At 67.2% G+C, this 25,046-nt stretch carries 25 protein-coding genes; 13 read left to right on the forward strand and 12 right to left on the reverse strand.

Annotated elements, in window-relative coordinates; genetic code table 11:
- Positions 1-35: 35 nt before the first annotated feature.
- The 7 genes from LMA02_RS02030 to LMA02_RS02060 form a co-directional block, all read right to left on the reverse strand.
- A complete protein-coding gene (locus LMA02_RS02030) occupies positions 36-827 on the reverse strand; it encodes a DODA-type extradiol aromatic ring-opening family dioxygenase (RefSeq protein ID WP_228906667.1) in 792 nt (263 codons plus the stop codon).
- A 221-nt stretch (positions 828-1,048) separates the two neighbouring features.
- Positions 1,049-1,645 (reverse strand): UbiX family flavin prenyltransferase, encoded by a 597-nt coding sequence (locus tag LMA02_RS02035; protein WP_228906669.1) that lies wholly within the window; start codon positions 1,643-1,645, stop codon positions 1,049-1,051.
- Positions 1,646-1,658: 13 nt separating this feature from the next.
- On the reverse strand, positions 1,659-1,970 hold the full coding sequence (gene grxD, locus LMA02_RS02040; RefSeq protein WP_006753626.1) for a Grx4 family monothiol glutaredoxin: 312 nt from the start codon (positions 1,968-1,970) through the stop codon (positions 1,659-1,661).
- Between the two features lie 67 nt (positions 1,971-2,037).
- Complete coding sequence (prmC, locus tag LMA02_RS02045) at positions 2,038-2,880, reverse strand: peptide chain release factor N(5)-glutamine methyltransferase (protein WP_228906672.1); 843 nt, start codon at positions 2,878-2,880, stop codon at positions 2,038-2,040.
- Positions 2,881-2,887: 7 nt separating this feature from the next.
- Positions 2,888-3,970: a peptide chain release factor 1 gene (gene prfA, locus LMA02_RS02050; protein ID WP_228906674.1), complete on the reverse strand. Its 1,083-nt coding sequence runs from the start codon at positions 3,968-3,970 to the stop codon at positions 2,888-2,890.
- 82 nt (positions 3,971-4,052) lie between these two features.
- The gene (gene hemA / locus LMA02_RS02055; protein ID WP_228906676.1) at positions 4,053-5,351 is read right to left on the reverse strand and encodes a glutamyl-tRNA reductase; all 1,299 of its coding nucleotides are present in this window, start codon (positions 5,349-5,351) and stop codon (positions 4,053-4,055) included.
- Positions 5,352-5,377: 26 nt separating this feature from the next.
- Positions 5,378-6,139, reverse strand: a complete 762-nt coding sequence (locus tag LMA02_RS02060) for a response regulator transcription factor (protein ID WP_228906677.1) — start codon at positions 6,137-6,139, stop codon at positions 5,378-5,380.
- A 171-nt stretch (positions 6,140-6,310) separates the two neighbouring features.
- Between LMA02_RS02060 and LMA02_RS02065 the strand changes: the two genes are divergently transcribed.
- Genes LMA02_RS02065 through LMA02_RS02080 form a run of 4 tightly spaced genes read left to right on the forward strand, consistent with a single transcriptional unit; the run spans position 6,311 to position 9,624 of the window.
- Positions 6,311-6,586 (forward strand): hypothetical protein, encoded by a 276-nt coding sequence (locus tag LMA02_RS02065; protein WP_228906678.1) that lies wholly within the window; start codon positions 6,311-6,313, stop codon positions 6,584-6,586.
- Positions 6,583-8,397 (forward strand): aminopeptidase P family protein, encoded by a 1,815-nt coding sequence (locus LMA02_RS02070; protein ID WP_228906679.1) that lies wholly within the window; start codon positions 6,583-6,585, stop codon positions 8,395-8,397. Before LMA02_RS02065 ends, LMA02_RS02070 begins: the two co-directional genes overlap by 4 nt.
- 55 nt (positions 8,398-8,452) lie before the next feature.
- Positions 8,453-9,004 carry a cysteine hydrolase family protein gene (locus LMA02_RS02075; RefSeq protein WP_228906680.1) on the forward strand — a complete coding sequence of 184 codons (552 nt, stop codon included), beginning with the start codon at positions 8,453-8,455 and terminating at the stop codon, positions 9,002-9,004.
- Positions 9,001-9,624, forward strand: coding sequence for an HAD family hydrolase (locus LMA02_RS02080; RefSeq protein ID WP_228906681.1), 624 nt, complete (start codon positions 9,001-9,003; stop codon positions 9,622-9,624). Before LMA02_RS02075 ends, LMA02_RS02080 begins: the two co-directional genes overlap by 4 nt.
- A 128-nt stretch (positions 9,625-9,752) precedes the next feature.
- Here the strand turns inward: LMA02_RS02080 and ettA are convergent, their stop codons facing one another.
- The 3 genes from ettA to gcvA form a co-directional block, all read right to left on the reverse strand.
- On the reverse strand, positions 9,753-11,420 hold the full coding sequence (ettA, locus tag LMA02_RS02085; protein ID WP_228906683.1) for an energy-dependent translational throttle protein EttA: 1,668 nt from the start codon (positions 11,418-11,420) through the stop codon (positions 9,753-9,755).
- 189 nt (positions 11,421-11,609) lie between these two features.
- Positions 11,610-11,918, reverse strand: coding sequence for a DUF3761 domain-containing protein (locus LMA02_RS02090; RefSeq protein WP_006752678.1), 309 nt, complete (start codon positions 11,916-11,918; stop codon positions 11,610-11,612).
- A 96-nt stretch (positions 11,919-12,014) separates the two neighbouring features.
- Entirely contained in the window at positions 12,015-12,932 is a 918-nt protein-coding gene (gcvA, locus tag LMA02_RS02095) for a transcriptional regulator GcvA (RefSeq protein ID WP_228906685.1), read from the reverse strand.
- A gap of 193 nt (positions 12,933-13,125) precedes the next feature.
- Here gcvA and LMA02_RS02100 point away from each other — a divergent pair, with 193 nt between their 5' ends.
- The 5 genes from LMA02_RS02100 to LMA02_RS02120 all read left to right on the forward strand — a co-directional run bounded on the left by LMA02_RS02100 (position 13,126) and on the right by LMA02_RS02120 (position 17,928).
- On the forward strand, positions 13,126-14,388 hold the full coding sequence (locus tag LMA02_RS02100; RefSeq protein ID WP_228906687.1) for an MFS transporter: 1,263 nt from the start codon (positions 13,126-13,128) through the stop codon (positions 14,386-14,388).
- A gap of 104 nt (positions 14,389-14,492) precedes the next feature.
- A complete protein-coding gene (locus LMA02_RS02105) occupies positions 14,493-14,837 on the forward strand; it encodes an MmcQ/YjbR family DNA-binding protein (protein ID WP_228906694.1) in 345 nt (114 codons plus the stop codon).
- A gap of 469 nt (positions 14,838-15,306) precedes the next feature.
- Positions 15,307-16,698, forward strand: a complete 1,392-nt coding sequence (gabP, locus tag LMA02_RS02110; protein ID WP_228906696.1) for a GABA permease — start codon at positions 15,307-15,309, stop codon at positions 16,696-16,698.
- A 307-nt stretch (positions 16,699-17,005) separates the two neighbouring features.
- Positions 17,006-17,506 (forward strand): glycoside hydrolase family protein, encoded by a 501-nt coding sequence (locus tag LMA02_RS02115; protein WP_228906697.1) that lies wholly within the window; start codon positions 17,006-17,008, stop codon positions 17,504-17,506.
- A gap of 8 nt (positions 17,507-17,514) precedes the next feature.
- Entirely contained in the window at positions 17,515-17,928 is a 414-nt protein-coding gene (locus LMA02_RS02120; RefSeq protein ID WP_228906699.1) for a lysozyme inhibitor LprI family protein, read from the forward strand.
- Between the two features lie 87 nt (positions 17,929-18,015).
- On the opposite strand, the gene ychF is transcribed toward LMA02_RS02120, so the two are convergent.
- The gene (gene ychF / locus LMA02_RS02125) at positions 18,016-19,110 is read right to left on the reverse strand and encodes a redox-regulated ATPase YchF (protein WP_228906703.1); all 1,095 of its coding nucleotides are present in this window, start codon (positions 19,108-19,110) and stop codon (positions 18,016-18,018) included.
- Positions 19,111-19,358: 248 nt separating this feature from the next.
- Here ychF and LMA02_RS02130 point away from each other — a divergent pair, with 248 nt between their 5' ends.
- From LMA02_RS02130 to LMA02_RS02145, 4 genes are all read left to right on the forward strand, one after another.
- Complete coding sequence (locus LMA02_RS02130) at positions 19,359-20,537, forward strand: UbiH/UbiF family hydroxylase (protein ID WP_228906705.1); 1,179 nt, start codon at positions 19,359-19,361, stop codon at positions 20,535-20,537.
- 90 nt (positions 20,538-20,627) lie between these two features.
- Positions 20,628-21,356, forward strand: a complete 729-nt coding sequence (locus LMA02_RS02135; RefSeq protein ID WP_228906706.1) for a DsbC family protein — start codon at positions 20,628-20,630, stop codon at positions 21,354-21,356.
- Positions 21,357-21,471: 115 nt separating this feature from the next.
- The gene (locus LMA02_RS02140; protein ID WP_228906707.1) at positions 21,472-23,271 is read left to right on the forward strand and encodes a M61 family metallopeptidase; all 1,800 of its coding nucleotides are present in this window, start codon (positions 21,472-21,474) and stop codon (positions 23,269-23,271) included.
- A 147-nt stretch (positions 23,272-23,418) separates the two neighbouring features.
- Positions 23,419-24,015, forward strand: a complete 597-nt coding sequence (locus LMA02_RS02145) for an FMN-dependent NADH-azoreductase (RefSeq protein ID WP_228906708.1) — start codon at positions 23,419-23,421, stop codon at positions 24,013-24,015.
- Between the two features lie 106 nt (positions 24,016-24,121).
- Here the strand turns inward: LMA02_RS02145 and LMA02_RS02150 are convergent, their stop codons facing one another.
- Complete coding sequence (locus tag LMA02_RS02150) at positions 24,122-25,036, reverse strand: uracil-DNA glycosylase (RefSeq protein ID WP_228906709.1); 915 nt, start codon at positions 25,034-25,036, stop codon at positions 24,122-24,124.
- Positions 25,037-25,046: the final 10 nt, after the last annotated feature.

Here is a 25,046-nt window from a genome sequence, read left to right on the forward strand (position 1 = left end):
CTTTTTGTTTGGGGTCGCCGGTTGTGCCGGGCGACTCAGGCTGCCGCGCTCGCGAACACGTAGTTCGTCATCGCGAGCACACGTTGATACGTGCCGAGCGACTGGATGCCGAGCCGGTAGTCGTCGTCGGCCGCACCCAGCGCGGTGAACACCGGCAGCAGGTGTTCGTCGGTCGGATGCATCAGCACCGCGTGCGGCGCCTGCCGGCGATAGTCGAGCAGCGCGTCGACATCGCGCGCGGCGAGCTTCGCCTCGAACCAGTCGGTGAACTCCGTGACGCGGGGGTCTGCATCCTCGGGCGCCGCGCCGAAATCGGCGGCGCGCAGGTTGTGCGTGATCTGGCCCGAGCCGATCACCATCACGCCTTCATCGCGCAGCGGCCGCAGCGCGCGGCCGAGCGCGAAGTGATGGGCAGCGTCCGCGCGCGGCTGGATCGACAATTGCGCGACGGGCACGTCGGCCTCCGGGAACATCAGCAGCATCGGCACCCACGCGCCGTGGTCGAGGCCGCGCTCGGTCGTCGCGGTCGCGATGCCGGCCGCATTCAGCAGCGCGGCCGCCCGTTCGGCGACCTCGGGCGCGCCCGGTGCCGGATAGCGGATCTCGTACAGGGCACGCGGGAAGCCATGGAAGTCGTGGATCGTTGCCGGATGCGCGGCCACGCTCGCGACCGGCTGCTGCGTGCCCCAGTGTGCGGACAGCATCAGCACCGCGCGCGGGCGCGGCAATTCGGCACCGAGGTGCGTGAACGCGCCGGACGGCAGCGTCGGGTCGATCGGCAGCGTCGGCGCGCCGTGGGACAGGTAAAGCGAAGGCAAGCGGTTCATGGTGGGGGAGCCTGCAAAAGGGTTTGCCTGTGACTATAGGCGCGCACCACGCATTGATAAATCGGCCGCCGGGAATTTAATTGAATCTTGCTGGTTGTTAATGCGGGTGCTTCCGCGTGCGCGAACGGCAGGCGGTGCTTGAGATGGCCGAATTGAGCCGGAAGGCTGCTGAATCGACGATGATGCGTGAGGAACGGCGCAGAAGCGCCGCGTCGAGCAGCTTACTGGGCGGGCCGGATGCCGGCCCACGGCGTCGTCATCGGTGCACTGAGCGCAAACAGGTCGAGGACGCGCGTGACCGTCTGGTCGACGAGTTCCTCGATCGTCTTCGGCATCGCGTAGAACGCGGGCAGCGGCGGGAATACGATGCCGCCCATTTCGGTCACGGCGGTCATGTTGCGCAGATGCGCGAGGTTGAACGGCGTTTCGCGCACCATCAGCACGAGACGGCGGCGTTCCTTCAGCGTGACGTCGGCCGCGCGCGTGATCAGGTTGTCCGACAGCCCGTGCGCGACGCTCGCAAGCGTCTTCATCGAGCAGGGTGCGATCACCATTCCGTCGGTCGCGAACGAGCCCGACGCGATCGTCGCGCCGACATCGCGCACCGAATGCACGACATCCGCACGGCTTTCGACCTCGGCCTTCGACAGCTTCAGTTCATGCTGGATATTGAGCCAGCCGGCGTTCGAAACCATCAGATGCGTTTCGACGCCGCCGGCGGCGCGCAGCAATTCGAGCAGCCGCACGCCGTAGACCGCGCCGGTGGCGCCGGTGATCGCGACGATCAGCCGGCGTGGCGGCGCGCTGGGAGATGCCATCGGGAAGGGGGCGTTACGCGGCGGCGAACAGTTGCTGCAGTTCGCCCGACTGGTACATCTCCATCATGATGTCCGAGCCGCCGACGAATTCACCCTTCACGTACAGCTGCGGGATGGTCGGCCAGTTCGAGAATTCCTTGATGCCCTGGCGGATTTCGTCGTCCTCGAGCACGTTGACCGTCTTGAACTGGTCGACGCCGCAGGCTTTCAGCACCTGCACGGCGCGGCCCGAGAAGCCGCACATCGGGAATTGCGCGTTGCCCTTCATGAAGAGCACGACCTGGTTTTCGTCGACGATTTGCTTGATACGTTGTTGGGTGTCCATGACTGACCTTGCGTTTGCGGGGCGTTGGAACGAAATGATAGCGGATTTCAACCGGGCGGGCCGGCCATCAGCCGGGCCGGCGGCCGCCGGTCGTGCGTTCGATCGCGGCCAGATCGGCGAGCGATTCGACCGCGACGAAGCCGCGCGACACGAGCAGCGCGCGCACGGCTTCGGCCTGGTCGTAGCCGTGCTCGATCCAGAGCGTGCCGCCCGGTTTCAGGTAAGCGCCGGCGCCTGCGACGATCGTGCGGATCGCGCTCAGGCCGTCGGCGTCGTCGGTGAGCGCGCCGCGCGGCTCGAAACGCAGGTCGCCCTGCGCGAGGTGCGGATCGTGCTGCGCGATGTACGGCGGGTTGCTGACGATCGTGTCGAACGCGAGCGCCGGGTCGAGCGCGGCGTACCAGTCGCTCTGCAGCCAGTGCAGCGGGCCGCCGGGGCGGCGCGCGTCGAGCAGCTTGTCCGCGTTGCGCCGGGCGACTTCGAGCGCGGCCGACGAACGGTCGAGCGCCCATACGCGTGCGTCAGGCCGTTCCGCTGCGATCGACACGGCGATCGCGCCGCTGCCGGTGCCGAGATCGAGCACGGCCGGATGCGGCCGTCCGTCGATCGCGTCGAGCGCGGCTTCGACGAGCAGTTCGGTTTCCGGGCGCGGAATCAGCACGTCGGGCGTCACATCGAACGGCCGGCCGAAGAATTCGCGCATCCCGACGAGCTGCGCGACCGGCTCGCCGGCCACGCGGCGCGCTTCGAGCGCGTGGTAGCGCTCGATCGACGCGGGCTCGAGCGGGGTGTCGCCACGCGTGATCAGTTGCGTGCGGGTCCAGCCGAGCGCGTATGCGAGCAGCACGCGTGCATCGACCGCATCGAGCGGCGACGCGCGCAGCAGGTCGTCGGCGGTGGTGTCGGGCATCGCGGCCTCAGTCGGTGTCGCCGAGCGACGCGAGCAGTTCGGCCTGGTGCTCGGTGACGAGCGCGCCGATCAGTTCGTCGAGATCGCCGTCCATCAGCGCCTCGAGCCGGTACAGCGTCAGGTTGATCCGGTGGTCGGTCATCCGGCCTTGCGGGAAGTTGTACGTGCGGATCCGTTCCGAGCGGTCGCCGGAGCCGATCAGGCTCTTGCGCGTCGCCGCTTCCTTCGCGTGCTGCTCGTGATACTGCTTGTCCTTGATGCGCGCGGCGAGCACCTTCAGCGCGCGGTCCTTGTTCTTGTGCTGCGAACGGTCGTCCTGGCACTCGACGACGATCCCGGTCGGGATGTGCGTGACGCGCACCGCCGAATCGGTCTTGTTGATGTGCTGGCCGCCCGCGCCCGACGCGCGGAACGTGTCGATCCGCAGGTCGGCCGGATTGATCTCGACCTCGCCGATCTCGTCGGCTTCCGGCATGACCGCGACCGTGCATGCGGACGTGTGGATGCGCCCCTGCGTTTCGGTGGCCGGCACGCGTTGCACCCGATGGCCGCCCGACTCGAACTTCAGGCGCGAGTACGCGCCCTGGCCGGCGATCCGCACGATCACTTCCTTGTAGCCGCCGAGATCCGACGCGCTTTCCGACATCATCTCGACCTGCCAGCGCTGGCGTTCCGCGAAGCGCAGGTACATGCGCAGCAGATCGCCTGCGAACAGCGCCGATTCGTCGCCGCCGGCGCCCGCGCGGATTTCGAGGAAGATGTTGCGATCGTCGTTCGGGTCCTTCGGCAGCAGCATCTTCTGCAATTCGGCTTCGAGACGGACCATGCGCTCACGTGCGCTGCGAATCTCGTCTTCGGCGAAATCGCGCATCGATGCATCGGCGAGCAGTTCCTGCGCGGCCGTCTCGTCGTTGCGCGACTGGCGCCACAGTGCGTACTGCTCGACGACCGGGCCGAGTTCAGAGTGTTCGCGCGTGAGCCTGCGGTACTGGTCGAGGTCGGCCGTGACGTTTTCACGGCTCAACAGGTCGTTCAGTTCGGCCAGCCGGGTAGACAGCTGGTCGAGCTTGCGTTGCATGCTCGTCTTCATGGTGTGGAGCGGCGCTCCCGGGCAAGGGGTATTCGGAAAGGATAGGCCGGCTCGCGGCCGGCGGCAGGGCAACCGGGCGGCGCTAGTGGCCGGATTGGTCGTTCGAGCGCGGCGCGTGCTGGTAGAAGCCGCGCATCAGGTCGATCAGCGAATCGCGGTCGGCGCCGTTCACGCGGTTGAGCGCGCTCGTCGGGCCGTGGATCAGCTTGTTGGTGAGCGCTTGCGACAGCGCTTCGAGGACGGCGGCGGGATCGTCGCCGCGCGCGAGCAGCTTCTGCGCCTTCTCGACTTCCGCACGGCGCAGCGCGTCGGCCTGAGTATGCATGTGACGAATCACCGGCACGACGCTGCGCGTGTCGAGCCATTGCATGAAATTCTGTACACGCGTCTCGATGATCGTCTCGGCCTGCGCGACCGCGGCCTGGCGCGATGCGTTGCCTTCGCGCACGATCGCGCCGAGATCGTCGACGGTGTAGAGGAATACGTCCTTCAGCTTGCCGACTTCCGGCTCGATGTCGCGCGGCACCGCGAGGTCGACCATGAAGATCGGCCGGTGGCGGCGCGCCTTCACCGCGCGCTCGACCGCGCCGAGGCCGATGATCGGCAGCGTCGACGCGGTGCACGACACGATGATGTCGAACTCGTGCATCCGCGCCGGCAGGTCGGACAGCGGCATCGCGCGGCCGTTGAAGCGTTCGGCGAGCCGCTGGCCGCGTTCGGCCGTGCGGTTCGCGATCACGAGCTCGCGCGGGCTCTGCGCGGCGAAGTGCGTCGCGCACAGCTCGATCATCTCGCCGGCGCCGATGAACAGCACGCGTTGATCCGACACCTTTTCGAAGATGCGCTGCGCGAGACGGACGGCGGCGGCGGCCATCGATACCGACTGCGCGCCGATCTCGGTCGTGCCGCGCACTTCCTTCGCGACGGCGAACGTGCGCTGGAACAGCTGGTTCAGATAGGTGCCGAGTGCGCCGGCTTCCGTCGCGGTGCGCACCGCGTCCTTCATCTGGCCCAGAATCTGCGTTTCGCCGAGCACCATCGAATCCAGGCCCGACGCGACGCGGAATGCGTGTCGGACCGCTTCCGACTGCGGCAGCGCGTAGACGTGCGGCGCGAGCTCGTCGACCGGAATCTGGTGGTACTCCGACAGCCAGCGAATCGCCCCCTCGCGTGCGGCCCGATCGTCGGTCGCGCAATAGAGTTCGGTGCGGTTGCAGGTGGAGAGGATCGCCGCTTCCGGCGCATTGGGCGCCTGAGGGCCGAGGAACACGTTCTTGAACGTGACGAGAGCCGGCTTGATTTGCTCGAGCGGAAACGCCACGCGTTCGCGCAGGGCGACAGGCGCAGTGTGGTGGTTGATTCCGATCGTGAGGAGTTGCATATCGAGGGCTATCGTTTAGCCCCATATTATAGCGTTTCAGCGATTTCCTCACTCGCGGCATACCGGGCATCAGCGTGGCGTGGCCTCGAATTTGGGGGCTCGATCGGCACGCGGTCGAGCTGATAGCCGTAGCCGTAGAGCGGCAGAAGCCGGTAGCCGTGCTCCGGGAGCAGTTGCAGCTTGCTGCGCAGGCGGGACGCATGGGTGTCGAGCGTGCGCGACTTCATGTCGCGGCGGCGGGCCCAGACGGTTTCGAGGATATGGGCGCGCGATACGGGCCGGGACAGATTCGCGAACAGCAGCTGCGCGAAGCGGAACTCCTTCGGCGTGAGCGCGACGACCGCGTCGCCGAAGCGCACGAGGCTGTGGGTCGCATCGAATGCGTATTCTCCAAACATTTCGCGTGAGCGATTCGGCGGCCGCCGGACCCCGGCGCGCCGACTCAGCGCATTGATCCGCGCAAGCAGCTCGGGCCCGCTCACCGGGCGCACGAGGCAGTCGTCGGCGCCCGCGTGCAGGCACGACACGACCTCGCTTTCGCGCGGCAACTGCATCACGGCGATGGCCGGCAGCCCGGGCAGGATCGCCTGCGCCCGCGGAATGACTTCCTCGGCGGGCTGATCGCCGGCCCAGTTGCCGGTGATCAGCATGTCGCAGGTATCGGTGGCGAGCCACTCGAAGAACGCCGCGCTGGACAGAAACGCGTGGCACACATGACCGCCGGCGAAGAGCAGGCGGTTCAGGAGCGCAGCATGACGCGCCTCCGGATCGATCAGGGCGATTCGCATGAGGATTTCTTCAATACGGCTGCCGGTGCGCGCTTGCCATAACGTCGGGTCGGCCCCTACACTCGAATGTTCGCGGCGCCCGGCTGGTCTCGGGTTCGATGGATGAATCGATGCTAGCCGCTGGCAACGTTCACGCCTATGGGACGAATCTGAATTTATAGAAGGCGTCGAATGAACTGGTTTGGAATCCTTGTCCTGGGAGCGGCCGTCGGGCTGTTCGGCCGGTGGCTGCATCCGATGCGGCGCACGGGCCGGCCGGCATGGTGGATCGTGGTGCTGGTCGGCATCGCAGGCGCCGCCGCCGCGCGCATGGCCGGCAACCTCTCTGGACTGTTTTACGATGGCGAAACGCTCGAATGGCCGGTCTGCACCGGTGTCGCGTTCCTCGCCGTAGCCGTGACGGTCGCCCTGTCGGCCCGTCGCGAAAGCTCTCAGGTGAAATCATGAATGCCCGTCTCCCCGAAGTCTCGCCGGTGCCGGCCCGCCTCGCGCTGCTGCGCGGCGCGATGGTCCGCGAGGATCTGGCCGCCTATCTCGTGCCGTCCGCCGATCCGCACCTGTCCGAGTACCTGCCCGAGCGCTGGCAGGCGCGCCGCTGGCTGTCCGGTTTCACGGGCTCGGTCGGCACGCTGGTCGTGACCGCGGATTTCGCGGGCTTGTGGGTCGACAGCCGTTACTGGGTGCAGGCCGAGGCTGAACTCGCCGGCACGGGCGTCCAGCTGATGAAGATGACGGGCGGGCAGCAGAGCGCGCCCCACGTCGACTGGCTCGCGCAGAACGTGCCGGCCGGTGCGACGGTCGGCGTCGACGGCGCCGTGCTCGGCGTCACGGCGGCACGCGCGCTGACGGCCGCGCTGAGCGCGCGCGGCATCGCGCTGCGCACCGATCTCGACCTGCTCGACGCGATCTGGCCGGAGCGCCCGGGGCTGCCGGGCGACGCGGTGTTCGAGCACCTGGCGCCGCAGGCCGACACGACGCGCGCGAGCAAGCTCGCCGAAGTGCGCCGCGCGATGCACGCGCAGGGCGCGCAATGGCATTTCGTGTCGACGCTCGACGATCTCGCGTGGCTGTTCAACCTGCGCGGCGCCGACGTCAACTTCAATCCCGTGTTCGTCGCGCACGCGCTGATCGGCGCCGATCGCGCGACGTTGTTCGTCGCCGACGGCAAGGTGTCGCCGGCGCTGGCCGCGTCGCTCGCGCGGGACGGCGTCGAGGTCCGTGCGTACGACGCCGTGCACGCGTCGCTCGCGGCGCTGCCCGACGGCGCGACGCTGCTGATCGATCCGCGCCGCGTGACGTTCGGCACGCTCGAGGCCGTGCCGGCCGGCGTGAAGCTGATCGAGGCGGTGAACCCGTCGACGTTCGCGAAGTCGCGCAAGACGTCCGCCGAGATCGAGCACGTGCGTGTGACGATGGAGCACGACGGCGCCGCGCTTGCCGAATTCTTCGCGTGGTTCGAGCAGGCGGTGAACCGCGAGACCGTCACCGAGCTGACGATCGACGAGAAGCTCACGGCCGCGCGCGCACGGCGCCCCGGCTACGTGTCGCCGAGCTTCGCCACGATCGCCGGCTTCAACGCGAACGGCGCGATGCCGCACTATCGCGCAACGCCCGAGTCGCACGCGACGATCGCCGGCGACGGCCTGCTGCTCGTCGATTCGGGCGGCCAGTACACGACCGGCACCACCGACATCACGCGCGTCGTGCCGGTCGGCACGCTCAGCGACCTGCAGCGCCGCGATTTCACGATCGTGCTGAGGTCGATGATGGCGCTGTCGCGCGCACGCTTCCCGCGCGGCATCCGCTCGCCGATGCTCGATGCGATCGCGCGCGCGCCGATGTGGGCGGCCGGGCTCGACTACGGCCACGGCACCGGCCACGGCGTCGGCTACTTCCTGAACGTGCACGAGGGCCCGCAGGTCATCTCGCACTACGCGCCGGCCGAGCCGTACACGGCGATGGAAGAAGGGATGATCACGTCGATCGAGCCGGGCGTGTACCGGCCCGGCAAATGGGGTATCCGGATCGAGAACCTGGTCGTGAACCGCGCGGGTGGGCAGACCGAGTTCGGCGACTTCCTCGCGTTCGAGACGCTCACGTTGTGCCCGATCGACACGCGCTGCGTGCTGATCGAGATGCTGCATGAAGAAGAGCGCGCGTGGCTGAACGCGTATCACGCGACCGTGCGCGAGCGTGTCGGCCGGCACGTGAGCGGCGACGCGAAGGCGTGGCTCGACGCGCGCACGCAGCCGATCTGACGCAACACGCGATACCGGCCGCACGACGGCCGGACCATGACCGAGAGGGCAACCGATGGCAGACACCGCAGTGATCGTGATCGACATGCAGCGCGGGCTGGTGCAGCGGGCGCGGTCCGCGTACCGGCTCGACGACGTCGTGTCGGGCATCAACCGGCTGACGGCGGCGGCGCGCGCGGCACACGCGCCCGTATGCTTCGTGCAGCACGACGGCGATGCGGACGACGACATCGTGCCCGGCACGCCCGGCTGGGAACTGCATGAGGCGCTGATCGTCGGTCGCGCCGACTGGCGCATCCGCAAGCAGGTGAGCGATTCGTTCCACGATACGCCGCTCGCCGCGCAGCTCGACGGCCACGGAATCCGTTCGGTGCTGATCTGCGGCTATGCGACCGAGTTCTGCGTCGATTCGGCCGCCCGCCGCGCGGCACTGCTCGGCTACCGGACGACCGTCGTCTCCGATCTGCACACGACGAACGAGCGCACGCACCTGTCGGCCGCGCAGATCGTCGCGCATCATCACTTCGTCTGGGAAAACAATTCGCTGTCGGGCAACGCGGTGCGGCCGCGTCCGCTCGCGGACGTGCTTGCAACGGAGTTCGCATGACGATCAAGGCCGTGGTGTTCGATTTCGGCGGCGTGCTGATCGACTGGAGCCCCGACTATCTGTACCGGCAACTGATTCCGGACGAAACCGAGCGTCGCTGGTTCCTCACGCACGTGTGCGCGATGGACTGGGTGATCCGCCAGGACGGCGGCCAGACGATCGACGAGGGAACGAGCGAGCTGGTCGCGAAGTTTCCGGAGCACGAGGCGCTGATCCGCGCGTTCTACGCACGCTGGCACGAGATGATCGGCGGCGTGCTCGACGACGGCGCCGCGCTCGTCGACCGGCTCGACGCGCAGGGGATGCCGCTCTTCGGGTTGACCAACTGGTCCGCGCAAACCTTTCCGTATGCATGGGACAACTTCCCGGTGCTGCGGCGCTTCAAGGACATCGTCGTGTCGGGCCGCGTGAAGCTGGTGAAACCCGATCCGGCGATTTATCGCGAAATGCACGCGCGGATCGATCCGCATCTGCCGGGCATCGCGCCGCACGAACTCGTGTTCATCGACGACAACGCGAAGAACGCGGCGGCCGCGACGGCGCTCGGCTGGCATGGCATTCATCACACGAGCGCGACAGCGACCGAGGCGCGCCTGCGTGAACTGGGCGCGCTCGCGTAGGCGGCCGAACGACAGCCGGATAAAAAAAGCGGGCCAGCGGCCCGCTTTTTCGTTTTGCCGATCCGGTGGCGGCCGCTTTCGGCATCCGGCCCGCGTCGCCGCAGTGCCGGGTGCCCGGGCCGCGCCGTTCAGCGGCTGATCGGCTTGTAGCGCAGGCGCTTCGGCTTCGCGGCTTCCTCGCCGAGGCGTGCACGCTTGTCGGCTTCGTATTCCTGGTAGTTGCCGTCGAAGAACGTGACCTGCGAATCGCCTTCGAACGCGAGGATGTGCGTCGCGATCCGGTCGAGGAACCAGCGATCGTGCGAGATCACCATCACCGAGCCTGCGAACTCGAGCAGCGCGTCTTCCAGCGCGCGCAGCGTTTCGACGTCGAGGTCGTTCGACGGTTCGTCGAGCAGCAGCACGTTGCCGCCGGAGATCAGGGTCTTCGCGAGGTGCAGGCGGCCGCGCTCACCGCCGGACAGATTGCCGACGATCTTCTGCTGATCGCCGCCCTTGAAGTTGAAGCGGCCGATGTACGCACGCGACGGCGTTTCGTACTTGCCGACCGTCAGCACGTCGGCGCCGCCCGAGATTTCCTCGAACACCGTCTTCGAGCCGTCGAGCGCGTCGCGGCTCTGGTCGACGTACGCGAGCTTCACGGTCGGGCCCATCACGACTTCGCCCGAATCCGGCTGTTCCTTGCCGGTCAGCATCCGGAACAGCGTCGACTTGCCGGCGCCGTTCGGGCCGATGATGCCGACGATCGCGCCAGCGGGGATCTTCAGGTTCAGGTTGTCGATCAGCAGGCGGTCGCCGAACGCCTTGCTGACGTTCTTGAACTCGATCACTTCATTGCCGAGGCGGTCGCCGACCGGAATGAAGATTTCCTGCGTTTCGTTGCGCTTCTGGTATTCCTGGCTATTCAGCTCCTCGAAGCGCGCGATACGGGCCTTCGACTTCGCCTGGCGGCCCTTCGGGTTCTGGCGCACCCACTCCAGTTCCTTCTTGATCGCCTTCTGACGCGCCGATTCCGATGCTTCTTCCTGTTTCAGGCGTTCTTCCTTCTGGTCGAGCCAGCTGCTGTAGTTGCCCTTCCACGGAATGCCGTGGCCACGGTCGAGTTCGAGAATCCACTCGGCTGCGTTGTCGAGGAAGTAGCGATCGTGCGTGACGGCGACGACGGTGCCCGGGAAGCGCACCAGGAACTGCTCGAGCCAGTCGACCGATTCGGCGTCGAGGTGGTTGGTCGGTTCGTCGAGCAGCAGCATGTCCGGCTTCTCGAGCAGCAGCTTGCACAGCGCGACGCGGCGCTTTTCGCCGCCCGACAGGTGCTCGATCTTCGCGTCCCACGCCGGCAGGCGCAGCGCGTCGGCGGCCACTTCGAGCTGCTGCTCCGGGCTGCCGCCGTCGCTCGACGCGAGGATCGCTTCGTATCTCGCCTGCTCGGCCGCGAGCGCGTCGAAGTCGGCGTCCGGCTCCGCATACGCGGCGTAGATTTCCTCGAGCTTCTTGTTCGCCTGGAACAGGTCGCCGAGGCCTTCCTCGACGGCTTCGCGCACCGTCTTCGTCGGGTCGAGCTGCGGTTCCTGCGGCAGGTAGCCGATGTTCAGGTTCGGCATCGGCGTTGCTTCGCCTTCGATGTCCTTGTCGACGCCCGCCATGATGCGGATCAGCGTCGATTTGCCCGAGCCGTTCAGGCCGAGCACGCCGATCTTCGCGCCGGGAAAGAACGACAGCGAGATGTCCTTCAGGATCTGGCGCTTGGGCGGCACGATCTTGCCGACCCGGTTCATCGTGAAAACGTATTGGGCCATTTGGGTGTGAAAGTCAGAAAGGGTTGAGACTGCCTCGCAGCGCCTGGGCATGCGTGGCGTCGGGGGATTCGGTACGGAGCGTGCCGCGCGGGGCGCGGCGGTGTCGCCGCGGGTTGGCGGCGCGAGCGCGTATTGTACTTCGCCGCCGGCTGCCGCTGACACCGCGCCGGCCATTCGGCCGACCCGCGTTCACAGCCACGCGGCGACGCCGCCGTGCCCCGAACAGGTGCCGCGACGATGGCGGCTGAAGCTGTATGTGCCGTCGCGGCAGCGCGCGCTCGCGCCCTCGGGCACGCGGCCCGATTTCGAATGGGCCGGCGCATGGACGGTGTCGCCGTCGCGATTGCGGTACGTGTCGTGCCGGTCGAGGTCGGCTTCGTTACCGTAGCCGGGCGACGCGCGATACGCGTGCGCCGCAGGCGGCACGGCGGCGCACGCGGCGAACAGCGCGGCGGACAGGGTCGCGATGCGCATCGCGCGGCGGAGCTGGGCAGGCATGGTCTCTCTCCGGATGTTGTTATCTGCTGTCGATCCCGGGCCGCATGTTAGCCGATCGGCTGAAGATCGGTGCCGCTGCGCCGAGGTGCGGCGACGCTACGCCGCGCCGGTCATCGCTGCCGCGCCGTCGGCTTGCGCGGCCTCGAGAATCCACCGGCGGAACGCCGCGACTTTCGTACGTTCCGCGTGATGCGGCGGGTAGACGAGGTAGTACGCGAAGTCGTCGAGCCAGGCGATGTCGGCAAGCTGCACGAGCCGGCCGCTCGCGAGCTCGTTGCGCACCATCGCCGCCGGCAGCAGGCCCGCGCCCTGGCCGTCGAGAATCGCCTGCAGCAACAGGCCGGAATCGTCGAACGCGGGGCCGCGCGGCGGACCGAAATCGTCGATCCGCTGCGCGTCGAACCAGATGTGCCAGCCCTTGCGCTCGGCGTCGTGCAGATGCGGCCATCCGGCCAGGTCGGCGGGCGTGGCCGGCATGCCCAGCCGCGCGACGAGTGCCGGTGCCGCAAGCGCGACGATCTCCACCGTCAGCAGCCGTTCGCTGCACAGCCCGACGTAACGGCCGAGACCGTGGCGGATCGCGACGTCGACGCCGTCACGCGAGAAATCGGCGAGCGCATGGCTCGTGGCGATCTGCAGGTCGATGTCCGGGCACGCGTCGCGGAACTGCGCGAGGCGCGGCACGAGCCACGCGGACGCGAAAAACGGCGTGACGCTCACCGTCAGCACGCCGCTGTCGGCGGCCCCCGACACGCGCTGCGACGCGTCGGCGATCTGCCGGAACGCGTTGCGCACGGGCGGCAGGTAGTCGCGGCCCGCAGCGGTCAGCAGGATGCCGCGGTTCACGCGCTCGAACAGCTGCACGCCGAGGTGGCGCTCGAGCGTGCGAATCATCTGGCTCACCGCGCCGGGCGTGACCGACAGCTCTTGTGCCGCGGATTTCACCGACAGGTGGCGGGCCGCCGCCTCGAACGCACGCAGCGCGTTGAGGGGCGGCAGGCGGGAACGGTTCATTTAGTTTTTCTAAAGTGAAAGGCCGACGAAATATCGTTTGAGGCAATGGGTGCGCGCGAGTACCGTTGTCGCATCGGATCGCATTCGTCGCGACTGACTTGCAGCGACCGATGCGATCAACATAGTTCAACTATATCCATGAGGCAATCCGGGCGCCGCGCGGCGTCCGGCGGAACCTGGGAGGAGCATCGTCATGAGCGGCCCGCGCGCATCGCGCGTCTTCTACGGCTGGTATGTGGTGGCGGCCGCGTTCGCCGTCACGTTCGTCGGCTTCGGCAGTGCGTACACGTTCAGCGCGTTCGTCGAATCGCTGCAGCGGGATTTCGCCGCGTCGCGCGGGCAGATCTCGCTCGTGTTCTCGCTGGCCGGCTTCCTGTATTTCGGCTTCGGCATCGTCAGCGGCCCGCTTGCCGATCGCTTCGGCTCCCGACGGCTCGCCGTCGCCGGCATGTTGCTGACGGCCGCCGGTCTGGCTGCAGCCGGCGCCGCGCATACGCTGCTGCAGGTCTATGTCGCGTATGGGCTCGGTGTCGGCTTCGGCGTCGGTTGCGCGTATGTGCCGGCCGTCGGTGCCGTGCAACGCTGGTTCGTGCGGCGGCGCGGCTTCGCGTCGGGGCTCGCGGTCGCAGGGATCGGGGTCGGCACGCTGGTGATGCCGCCGCTCGCGTCCGCGCTGATCGCGCACGTCGGCTGGCGAGGCGCGTATGTCACGTTGGCGGCGATCGCGGTGGTGGTGGGCGCGGGGATGTCGCTGCTGATCGAGAACGACCCGCGCGGGCGCGGCTTGCTGCCCGACGGCGATGTGGCGCGTACGCAAGCGGGCGATGCGCTGCCCGGTGCCACGTCATCGGTTCCGGCCGGTGCGACCGTGCGCGAGGCCGTCGCGTCGCGGCCGTTCGCGAGCCTCTACGCGGCGTGTCTCGTGTGCTCGTTCGGCGTCTTCGTGCCGTTCGTGCACCTCGTGCCGTACGCGCTCGATCATGGCGTCGCGCCGTCGACGGCCGTGCTGCTGCTCGGCGCGATCGGCGTCGGCAGCACGGCAGGGCGGTTCTTCCTCGGCGGCCTCGCCGATCGCTTCGGCCGCCGCGCGTCGCTGCTCGCGATGTTCGCGGGCATGGCCGTCGCACTCGTGGCTTGGGCCGGTGCCGGGAGCGTCGCGACGCTCGCCGCGTTCGCACTCGTGTTCGGCGTGTTCTACGGCGGCTGGGTCGCCGTGCTGCCCGCCGTCGTGATGGACTACTTCGGCGGCCGCAACGTGAGCGCGATCATAGGCGTGCTGTACACGAGCGTTGCGTTCGGCACGCTGATCGGGCCCGCCGCGGCCGGTTTCATCTATGACGCGGGCGGCGGTTATCTCGTGCCGATCCTGGGCAGCGCGGCCGCCAATGCGATCGCGTTCGCGATCGTCGCCACCACCGGCCGCGCGCCGCTGGCGGCGCGCGCGGCCGGCCGCTAGGCACGCGTCGCCGGCCACGCGGCCTGACGCCTCGCGGCTAGGCGTCATCCACGATTTCCGCTACGGTGTGCGGGGCGTCGATCATCGACGGACGGAGGCGCATCGTGACATTCGACGAAGTTCGACGGATCGCGCTGGCATGGCGCGGTGTCGAGGAGGGCACGTCGTACGGCACGCCCGCACTCAAGGTGAAGGGCAAGATGCTCGCGCGCCTGCGCGAGGACGGCGACACGCTCGTCGTGAAGGGCGTCGGCCCCGACGAGCGCGCGTGGCTGATCGAATCGGAGCCCGACGTGTATTACGTGACCGACCACTACGCGGGCTGGCCCATCGTGCTGGTGCGCCTGTCGGCCGCGCATCCCGACGCCGTGAAAAATCTGCTTCTGCGAGAATGGCAGGCGATCGTGCCGGCCAAATGGCGGGACGAAGAGCCACGCGGCGCGAACTGAGCATCCGGCGCGGCGCCCGCGCGGCGAACGAACCTCTTCGACGGAACGGGGCCGCCGCGATGCCGGGGGGCAGCATCGCCTTCGGTTGCCCGCTCCGGCGACGCGCAAAGCGGACGCCGAACCGGACCAAGCGTTGCATCGATTCACATCGATACAACAAGTGGTTCCATCGAAATTCTTCAATTGGTTCTTAGTGAAGAACCGTTTGATGCTTACACTCGTTCGCTTCGAAGGCGGCTGACCGACAGCCGACGGAAAGGGCGCACGCGATGCGCCGGCATCCTCGCGTGCCGCATCGCACCCGCAGCTTCGCAGACTGCGTCGCGCACCGACCGAAACAGGCTCGATCCGGCTTCCTGCCCGCATGCCGCGCACGCGCGGCGGGCTGCCGGGTTCAACAACGACAACTCCCCACGCCGCCTTCACGAGACCCCCGGTCGTACCGGAATCGTTTTTTGGAGAGAGACATATGAGTGGAAGCAACACAGGCCTCGGCACGGGCCTGAAGCAGCGTCACGTGACGATGATGTCGATTGCCGGCGTCATCGGCGCGGGCTTGTTCGTCGGCTCCGGCCACGCCATCGCCGAGGCCGGCCCGGCATCGATCCTCGCGTATGCGATCGCGGGCGTGCTGGTCGTGCTGGTGATGCGCATGCTCGGCGAGATGGCCGTCGCGCATCCGGACAGCGGTTCGTTCTCGACCTATGCCGATCGCGCGATCGGCCACTGGGCAGGCTTCACCATCGGCTGGCTGTACTGGTGGTTCTGGGTGCTCGTGATCCCGATCGAGGCGACGGCCGCCGCGACCATTCTCAATGCGTGGTTCCCTGGCGTCGCGACCTGGATCTTCGCGCTCGGCATCACGCTGCTGCTGACGATCACCAACCTCTTCTCGGTCAAGAACTACGGCGAATTCGAATTCTGGTTCGCGCTGATCAAGGTCGTCGCGATCGTCGTGTTCCTGTGCATCGGCGGTGCGGCGATCGTCGGCATCATTCCTGCCCCGGCCGTGTCGGGCGTGTCGAACCTGTTTGCGCATGACGGCTTCATGCCGCACGGCGCCAGTGCGGTGCTCGCGGCGATGCTGACCACGATGTTCTCGTTCCTCGGCACCGAGATCGTGACGATCGCGGCCGCCGAATCGGATAACCCGCAACGCCAGATCGTGCGTGCGACGAACTCGGTGATCTGGCGCATCACGCTGTTCTATCTCGGCTCGATCCTCGTCGTCGCGGCCATCGTGCCGTGGAACGATCCGCTGCTGCCGACGCACGGCTCGTATCAGCGTGCGATGGAGCTGATCGGCGTTCCGAACGCGAAGGCGATCATCGACGTGATCGTGCTCGTGTCGGTCGCGAGCTGCCTGAATTCCGCGCTGTACACCGCGTCGCGGATGCTGTTCTCGCTGTCCAGGCGCAAGGACGCGCCCGCGTTCCTGCACCGCACCGATTCGACCGGCACGCCGCGTGCAGCCGTGCTCGCATCGACGGCGTTCGGTTTCCTGACCGTGATCGCCAACTACCTGATGCCGGAACAGGTGTTCGGCTTCCTGCTGGCGACGTCGGGTGCGATCGCGCTGCTCGTGTATCTCGTGATCGCGATCTCGCAGCTGCGGATGCGCAAGACGCTCGAATCGGGCGGCGCCGACCTGACGCTGCGGATGTGGCTGTTCCCGTGGCTCACGTGGGCGGTGATCCTGTTCATTTGCGGCACGCTGACCGTGATGTTCGTCAGCGAGGAACACCGGATGGAAGTGGGTGCGACGGCCGTGCTGGCGTTGCTCGTGCTGTTTGCCGCGTGGCTGAACAAGCGGGGGCGCGATGCGCGGGCAGGGGCGGGGCGGCGGGTGTCGGCGATGTAATGACGACGTGACGGAGCGGCGGCTGCACTGAGCGTTTGCTGCCTGCCGGCGCGGGAATTACCGTCGTGAAAATGGCCCGATCGGCATGTGCCGCTCGGGCCATTTGTCTTTCACGAGTAAGCAGATGCGCTTGCCCCTGGCGATGCAGGGCGTTCCGCAACATGGCGCGCCATCGACATCTGGACTCATAAAAATCGAACTCGTCTGATTTCATCGACAACGGCAACTTCATACATTGTTCGCTTCGACAACCGAAGTGAATGATGAAGTCGACTCGCGATTAGCGGTCATGCCGGGAGGGTGACAGATGGCGAATGAGAGCATGCGATTGAGTGAAACGGGCTGGGCCGAGCTGCGTCGGCGGGAAAGCGCGGTGATGGCTTACTACAACGATCAGGCGAACAACTGCACTTATGGTGTCGGGACGCTTGCTCATACCGGGCCCTGCACTCCGGAAGAATTGCGCAGGCCGGTTACGACGACGCAGGTGAATGCGCAACTTGCAGCCCGTGTCAGACGGGCGGAGGCCGCCGTGCGACGACATGTTTCAACTCGGCAATTGACGCAGGTGCAATTCGATGAACTCGTCAGCTATACATACAATGCCGGTAATACAGGCGCGCTGGCCGCGCTGCGTTCGGCGAATCAGAGCGATGATGCTGGCGTGGTGTCACACATGAGCCAGCTCGTCTGGATTCATCCGCGAGACGAGAACGGGCGTCGCCTGGCACCCGTCCGTTCGAACGGCCTTGTCGATCGGCGTCGGCTCGAGGCGGCGCCGTTTCAGCCACAACAGAGGGCACAGTGAGACGGGCCATGATCGGTTTTTTCGTGCTTGTGTCGACGAATGCATTTGCCGGTCCGACGCCAGCCGACGAGATAGCAGCGCGCAGTGGTTTGCCGGCAAGCGAGGTCAATGCGTTGCTCAGCGACTGCGATTCGAATCAGACGAGCATGAATTTCTGTGCATGGCGCGATCAACTCGTCGCCGAGCGGGAATTGCAGCGCGTCGTTGATAAACAGGCGGGCGAGCAACCGCGGCGCAAGAAGGCGCTCGACGCGCAGATTGCGAAGTGGAAGAGGGCGCGCGACGCATCATGCGAAAAATCGACGCGTAACGCATGGGGTGACGGGTCAATGCGTCCTGCAGCACGGGCGATCTGTGCAACGGAGGCGACGAAGGAAATGACGAAAAGATTGTCCGCGAGCGCCTCCCGCAAACCTTCATGAACCAATCCGGAATGAAAAAAGGCCCGCTACTTCTGCGGGCCTTTCCGGGGTGCCGTGACACTGCGAGAAGCGGTGTTTGTCGATGTATCAGACGTTGAACAGGAAGTTCATCACATCCCCGTCGTGCACGACATATTCCTTCCCTTCCGCGCGCATCTTGCCGGCTTCCTTCGCACCCTGTTCGCCCTTGTACGAGACGAAGTCGTCGAAGGCGATCGTCTGCGCGCGAATGAAGCCGCGCTCGAAGTCGGTGTGGATCACGCCGGCCGCTTGGGGCGCCGTGTCGCCGACGTGGATCGTCCACGCGCGCACTTCCTTCACGCCCGCGGTGAAGTAGGTCTGCAGGCCGAGCAGCCTGAAGCCCGCGCGAATCACGCGGTCGAGGCCCGGCTCTTCCATGCCCATGTCGGCGAGGAACGCTTCCTTGTCCGCATCGTCGAGATCGGCGATTTCCGCCTCGATCGCCGCGCACACCGCGACTACCGGCGAATTCTCGCTTTCCGCGTACTTGCGCACCACTTCGAGGTGCGGGTTGTTCTCGAAGCCGTCGTCCTTCACGTTCGCGACGTACATCGCCGGCTTCGCGGTGATCAGGCAGAACGGCTTGAGCAGCGCCTGCTCGTCTTCCGACAGATCGAGGCCGCGCACGGCCTTGCCCTGGTCGAGGTGCGCGCGCACCTTCTCGAGCACCGCGGCGAGCTTCACCGCTTCCTTGTCGTTGCCCGACTTCGCGGCCTTCGAGTAGCGCGTGAGCGCCTTCTCGACGGTGCTGAGGTCGGCGAGCGCGAGCTCGGTGTTGATCACTTCGATGTCGTCGATCGGGCTGACCTTGCCGGCGACGTGGATGACGTTGTCGTCCTCGAAGCAGCGCACGACGTGCGTGATCGCATCGGTTTCGCGGATGTTCGCGAGGAACTGGTTGCCGAGGCCTTCACCCTTGCTCGCGCCCGCGACGAGGCCGGCGATGTCGACGAATTCGACGACGGCCGGCACGACGCGCTCGGGCTTCACGATTTCGGACAGCGCCTTCAGGCGCGCGTCGGGCACTTCGACGATGCCGACGTTCGGCTCGATCGTGCAGAACGGGTAGTTCTCGGCGGCGATGCCGGCCTTGGTCAGCGCATTGAACAGGGTGGACTTGCCGACGTTGGGCAAGCCGACGATGCCGCATTTGAGGCTCATGGAATCCTTCGGACCGGTGAGGCGGCGCGGCCGGACAAAGCGCGGCGGCGCGGGAAAAATAGGGACGGCCGGCGCCTGGAGTGCGGCGGGCCGATGTTCGAAGCCGCTATTGTACCGTGCCGACGCCCCGGTTTCCGGCCTTCCCCCGAACGCCCGATGCGACGGGCCGCCGCGCTGCCGGGCCAGCCCGCGATTCTGCTGATTTCCCGCAAAGTCCGGCGGCGTAAGGGATTGGCCCCGCGGCTATAATGCCCGCCATGACTGCCCACCACACCTTCGACGTCGCCGTGGTCGGCGGCGGGCTCGTCGGCAAGACCGCCGCGCTCGCGCTGACCCAGTCCGGCTACAAGACTGCCTTGCTCGCCCAGCCGGCTGCGCCGCGCCCCGCCGATCTCGCGTTCGACACGCGCATCTACGCGCTGTCGTCCAGCTCGCAGGCGTTGCTGGAGCGGCTGCGGGTCTGGCAGGCGCTCGACCATGGCCGGCTCGCGCCGGTCTACGACATGCGTGTGTACGGCGACGCGCATGCGGAACTGCATTTCTCCGCCTATCAGGCGTCCGTTCCGCAACTTGCCTGGATCGCCGAATCGTCGCTGATCGAGACGTCGCTCGACGCCGCGCTGCGGTTCCAGCCGAACCTCACGTGGTTCGATGCGCGCGCGCAAGGCTTCGACGTGCGCGACGACGCGGCCGTGCTCACGCTGTCGTCGGGGCAAGTGCTCGAAGCGGACCTCGTGGTCGGCGCGGACGGCGCGCATTCCTGGGTGCGCTCCCAAATGGGAGCAAGGATCGAGCGGCGCGATTACCGGCAGACGGGCGTGGTCGCGAACTTCAAGGCATCGCTCCCGCACCGCGAGACCGCCACCCAATGGTTCCGCGACGGCGAGATCGTCGCGCTGCTGCCGCTGCCGGACGGTCATGTGTCGCTCGTGTGGTCCGCGCACACCGCGCACGCGGATGAATTGCTCGCGCTCGATCCCGCGCAGCTCGCGGCCGAAGTCGAGCGCGTGTCGCACGGGCAGCTCGGGACGCTCGAATGCGTGACGCCGGCCGCCGGTTTCCCGCTCGCGCTGCAGACCGTCGACAAGCTGATCGCCCCGCGCGTCGCGCTCGTCGGCGATGCCGCACACCTGATCCACCCGCTCGCGGGGCAAGGGATGAATCTCGGGTTGCGCGACGTCGCGGCGCTCGCGGATGCGATCGCGAACAAGGAGCGTTTCCGCAACCTCGGCGACACGGTGCTGCTGCGCCGCTACGAGCGTTCGCGCCGCGAGGACATCCGCGCGCTGATGGTCGCGACCGACGGGCTGCAGCGGCTGTTCGCGGTGCCCGGCTCGTTCGCGAAGGCGGTGCGCAACGCGGGCATGGCGTTCGTCGGCGCGCAACCGCTCGTGAAGCGCTGGCTCGTGTCGGCCGCGCTCGGCTGATCGAACCTTCGCGCGCCCGGCCTGTCGGACAGGGTTCCGTTACGGCGTACACTGTGACGTGCACTCCGATTGAGCTGAAGGAACAACAGGATGAAAAAAACGATCCGCATCGCATCGCTGGCGCTGGCCGTCACGATGGCGACGCTCGGCTGCACCGCGCAGGCCGACCAAACCACCGACAAGTTGAAAGCCACGCTGCAAGCGCGTCTGGGCAGCGACGCGCCGATCAAGAGCGTGTCGAAATCGCCAGTCGCGGGCCTGTACGAAGTGAACCTCGGCACGCAGATCATCTATAGCGATGCAGCCGGCGACTACGTGTTGCTCGGCGATCTCGTCGACACCAAGACGCACAAGAACCTGACCGACGCGCGCCTGTCCGACCTGAACAAGATCGACTTCGCGAGCCTGCCGCTCGCGAACGCGATCAAGGTCGTCAAGGGCAACGGCGCACGCAAGATCGCGGTGTTCTCCGATCCGAACTGCCCGTACTGCAAGCGGCTCGAGACGACGCTTCAGTCGGTCGACAACGTGACCGTCTACACGTTCCTGTACCCGGTGCTGTCGCCCGATTCGACCACGAAGTCGAAGGCGATCTGGTGCGCGACCGACCGTGCGAAAAGCTGGGAGGGCTGGATGCTCGACCATCGCGCGCCGTCCGGCGCCGGCAACTGCGATACGAGCGCGCTCGACAAGAACCTCGCGCTCGGCCGCGGGATGAACGTCACGGGCACGCCGACGATCTTCCTGCCCGACGGCCGTCGCCTGCCGGGCGCGGTATCGGCCGATCAGTTGAATCAGGCGCTCGCGTCGAACAAGTAACCGACCGACACGCCGGGCCGCATGGCCCGGCCAGCGAGGGGCGCCCGCGATATCTGCCGGCGCCTCTCTTCGTTTCCGCCGCCATATTCCGTCCGATTTTCGACCGATTGCCACGATGACCCAGCCGATCCGTTATTCGATTGCCCCGAAAGATCTTGCCGCGCACCTGTTCGAAGTGTCGGTGACGGTCACCGATCCCGATCCCGAAGGCCAGCGCTTCTCGCTGCCGGTATGGATTCCCGGCAGCTACCTCGTGCGCGAGTTCGCGCGCAACATCGTGACGCTCGCCGCGTTCAACGACGCGGGCCGCAAGGTGCGGATCGCAAAAACCGACAAGAACACGTGGCAGGCCGCGCCGGTGAACGGCACGCTGACGCTGCGTTACGACGTATACGCGTGGGATCTGTCGGTCCGCTCCGCGTATCTCGACGAATCGGGCGGCTTCTTCAACGCCACGGCCGTGTTCCTGAGCGTCGCCGGTCGCGAGGATGCACCGTGCGAAGTCGACATCGCGAAACCGGCGGGCGCGGCGTTCCGCACGTGGCGCGTCGGTACGTCGCTGCCCGAGGCGCGCGGCACCAAGCGCTACGGGTTCGGCGCATATCGGGCCTCGAACTATGACGAACTCACCGACCATCCGGTGACGATCGGCGAATTCGCGCTGGCGACGTTCGACGCGCACGGCGTGCCGCACGACATCGTGATCGCCGGGCGCGTGACGCAGCTCGACATGGAACGGCTGCGCGCCGACTTGAAGCGCGTGTGCGAAGCGCAGATCGCGCTGTTCGAGCCGAAATCGAAGAAGGCGCCGATGGACCGCTACGTGTTCATGACGCTCGCGGTCAGCGACGGCTACGGCGGCCTCGAGCACCGTGCGTCGACCGCGCTGATCTGCAACCGCACCGACCTGCCGGTGAAGGGCCGGCCGGAAACGACGGAAGGCTATCGCACGTATCTCGGCCTGTGCAGCCACGAGTATTTCCACACGTGGAACGTGAAGCGCATCAAGCCGGCCGCGTTCGTGCCGTACGACCTCGCGCGGGAGAATTACACGTCGCTGCTGTGGCTGTTCGAGGGCTTCACGTCGTATTACGACGACCTGATGCTCGTGCGCAGCGGGCTCATGTCGCAGGACGAGTATTTCGCGGCGCTCGGCCGTACCGTCGGCGGCGTGCTGCGCGGCACGGGGCGCCTGAAGCAAAGCGTCGCGGACAGCTCGTTCGACGCGTGGATCAAGTATTACCGCCAGGACGAGAACGCGACCAACGCGATCGTCAGCTATTACACGAAGGGTTCGCTCGTCGCGCTCGCGTTCGATCTCGCGATCCGCGCGCAGACGGGCGACCGCAAGTCGCTGGACGACGTGATGCGTCTGCTGTGGCAGCGCTACGGCCGCGAGTTCTATCGCGGCAAGCAGGCAGGCGTCGAGGAAAACGAGGTCGAGGCGCTGATCGAGGAAGCGACGGGCGTGGCACTCGGCCGACTGTTCGCCGACGCCGTGCACGGCACGCGCGACCTGCCGCTCGCCGAACTGCTCGCGCCGTTCGGCGTAACGCTCGCGCCCGAGGTCGCGCTTGGCGCGGCCGCGAAACCGACGATCGGCGCGCGCCTGCGCGGCGGGGCGGACTGCACGCTGGCGGCGGTGTACGAGGGCGGTGGCGCGCATCGCGCGGGGCTGTCGGCCGGTGACACGCTGATCGCGCTCGACGGGCTGCGCGTCACCGGCACGAATCTCGACACGCTGCTCGCGCGCTACCGGCCGGGCGACAAGGTCGAGGTGCACGCATTCCGCCGCGACGAACTGCGGACCGCGAAACTGAAGCTGGACGGGCCTGAAGTCATGCGCTACCGGCTCACGGCGGCCGTGAAACCGGCCGCCGTGCGCAAGTCCCGGGACATCTGGCTGAAGGGCTGATCATGCGCGAATGGATTTAGGGGCGCGACCACGGATTGTTCTGCTGCTGCAACAATCCGTCGCCCCTAAGCCGCTTTTTCGCGACGATGCGGCCACGCACAATGGCGTCACTCGCGCTACCGAAGCGCAGCCCAACTGGAGCCTGACATGACGACCATTCTGCAAATCAATTCCGCGGCGCGCTCGCAAGGTGCGCAATCCACACTGCTGGCCAACGAACTGACGGCAAAGCTGCAACAATCGAACGCCGGTGCGAAGGTCGTGGTTCGCGACCTGCTGGCCAACGGTCTGCCGCACCTTGACGAATCGGTACTCGGCGCATTTTTCACGCCGGCCGACCAGCGCAGCGCGGAACAGAATGCGATCGTCGCGAAGAGCGATGCGCTGATCGCCGAACTGCAAGCCGCCGACATCATCGTGATCGGTGCGCCGATGTACAACTTTGGCGTCTCGTCGCAACTGAAGACGTATTTCGACTGGATCGCCCGCGCAGGCGTCACGTTCCGCTACACCGAGAACGGTCCGGAAGGGCTGATCAAGGGCAAGAAGGTTTACGTGGTGACGGCGCGCGGCGGCAAGTACGCCGGTACGCCGAACGACAGCCAGACGCCGTTCCTGCGCACGTTCCTCGGCTTCATCGGCTTGACCGACGTGAACTTCATCCACGCGGAAGGCCTGAACCTCGGGCCGGATTCGCAGAGCGCGGCGCTCGCCAGCGCACGCGAAGCGATCGCTGCCGCGTAAGGCCGGCGCGGGTGCATCGCACCCGCGTTGCGTCGCCGGATGAAAGAACGCCGCGTCCCGAAAGGGCGCGGCGTTCTTGCGTGGTGCGGGTAAAAGCGGAACGCGATTACGCGAGCGTTTCGGCCACCTCAGGCAGGCGCCAGTCGACCGGCTCGCGGCCCGCTTCGACGAGATAGTCGTTCGCGAGCGCGAAGTGGCGGCAACCGAGGAAGCCGCGGTGTGCGGACAGCGGTGACGGATGCGGCGCCTCGAGGACACAGTGCGCGCTCGCATCGAATAGCGCGCGCTTCGCCTGCGCGTGCGCGCCCCAAAGCATGAACACGAGCCCGCGATGGCGATTGGCCAGTTCGCGGATCAGCGTGTCCGTGCATTGCTCCCAGCCGCGCTTCGCGTGGCTCGCAGCCGCGCCGCGCTCGACCGTCAGCACGGTGTTGAGCAACAGCACGCCCTGGCGCGCCCAGGTGTCGAGGCAGCCGTGACGCGGCGTGTCGTGGCCGAAATTCGCGGCGATTTCCTTGAAGATGTTGCGCAGCGACGGCGGCGTGCGGACGGCCGGCGGCACCGAGAACGCCAGGCCGTGCGCCTGCGGTGTGCCGCGATCGTCGCCGTGGTAGGGGTCCTGGCCGAGGATCACGATTTTCACGTCGTCCGGGCTCGTCAGGCGCAGCGCGCGGAACACATCGGTTGGGTAGACCGTCTTGCCGGCCGCGCGCTCGTCGTCGACGAAGCGGCACAGCGGCGCATACGCGTCGCTGTCGGTGAACGGTTTCAACACGTCGCGCCAGACGGCCGGCAGCGCGTCGAACTGTGCGGCGAGGTGTGGGACGTTCGCGACAACGGGGCGCGCGGGCTGCGGCGCGGCGGAAACCGGGGCGGCCGCTGCGGCCTTCTTTGCGGGTTTGCGCCCGGCAGCGGCCGGCGCGGGCGCCGAGGCGGAAACATCGTCCTGCGCCGTTTCCGGCACGGGATCGTCGAACAGCGACGCCTGCTGCGGCGTGCGGAGAGTCTTGCGGGTTGCCATGCGTGATGCG

The sequence above is a fragment of the Burkholderia sp. B21-005 genome, from assembly GCF_020843965.1.
In the GTDB taxonomy this organism is placed as follows: domain Bacteria; phylum Pseudomonadota; class Gammaproteobacteria; order Burkholderiales; family Burkholderiaceae; genus Burkholderia; species Burkholderia ambifaria.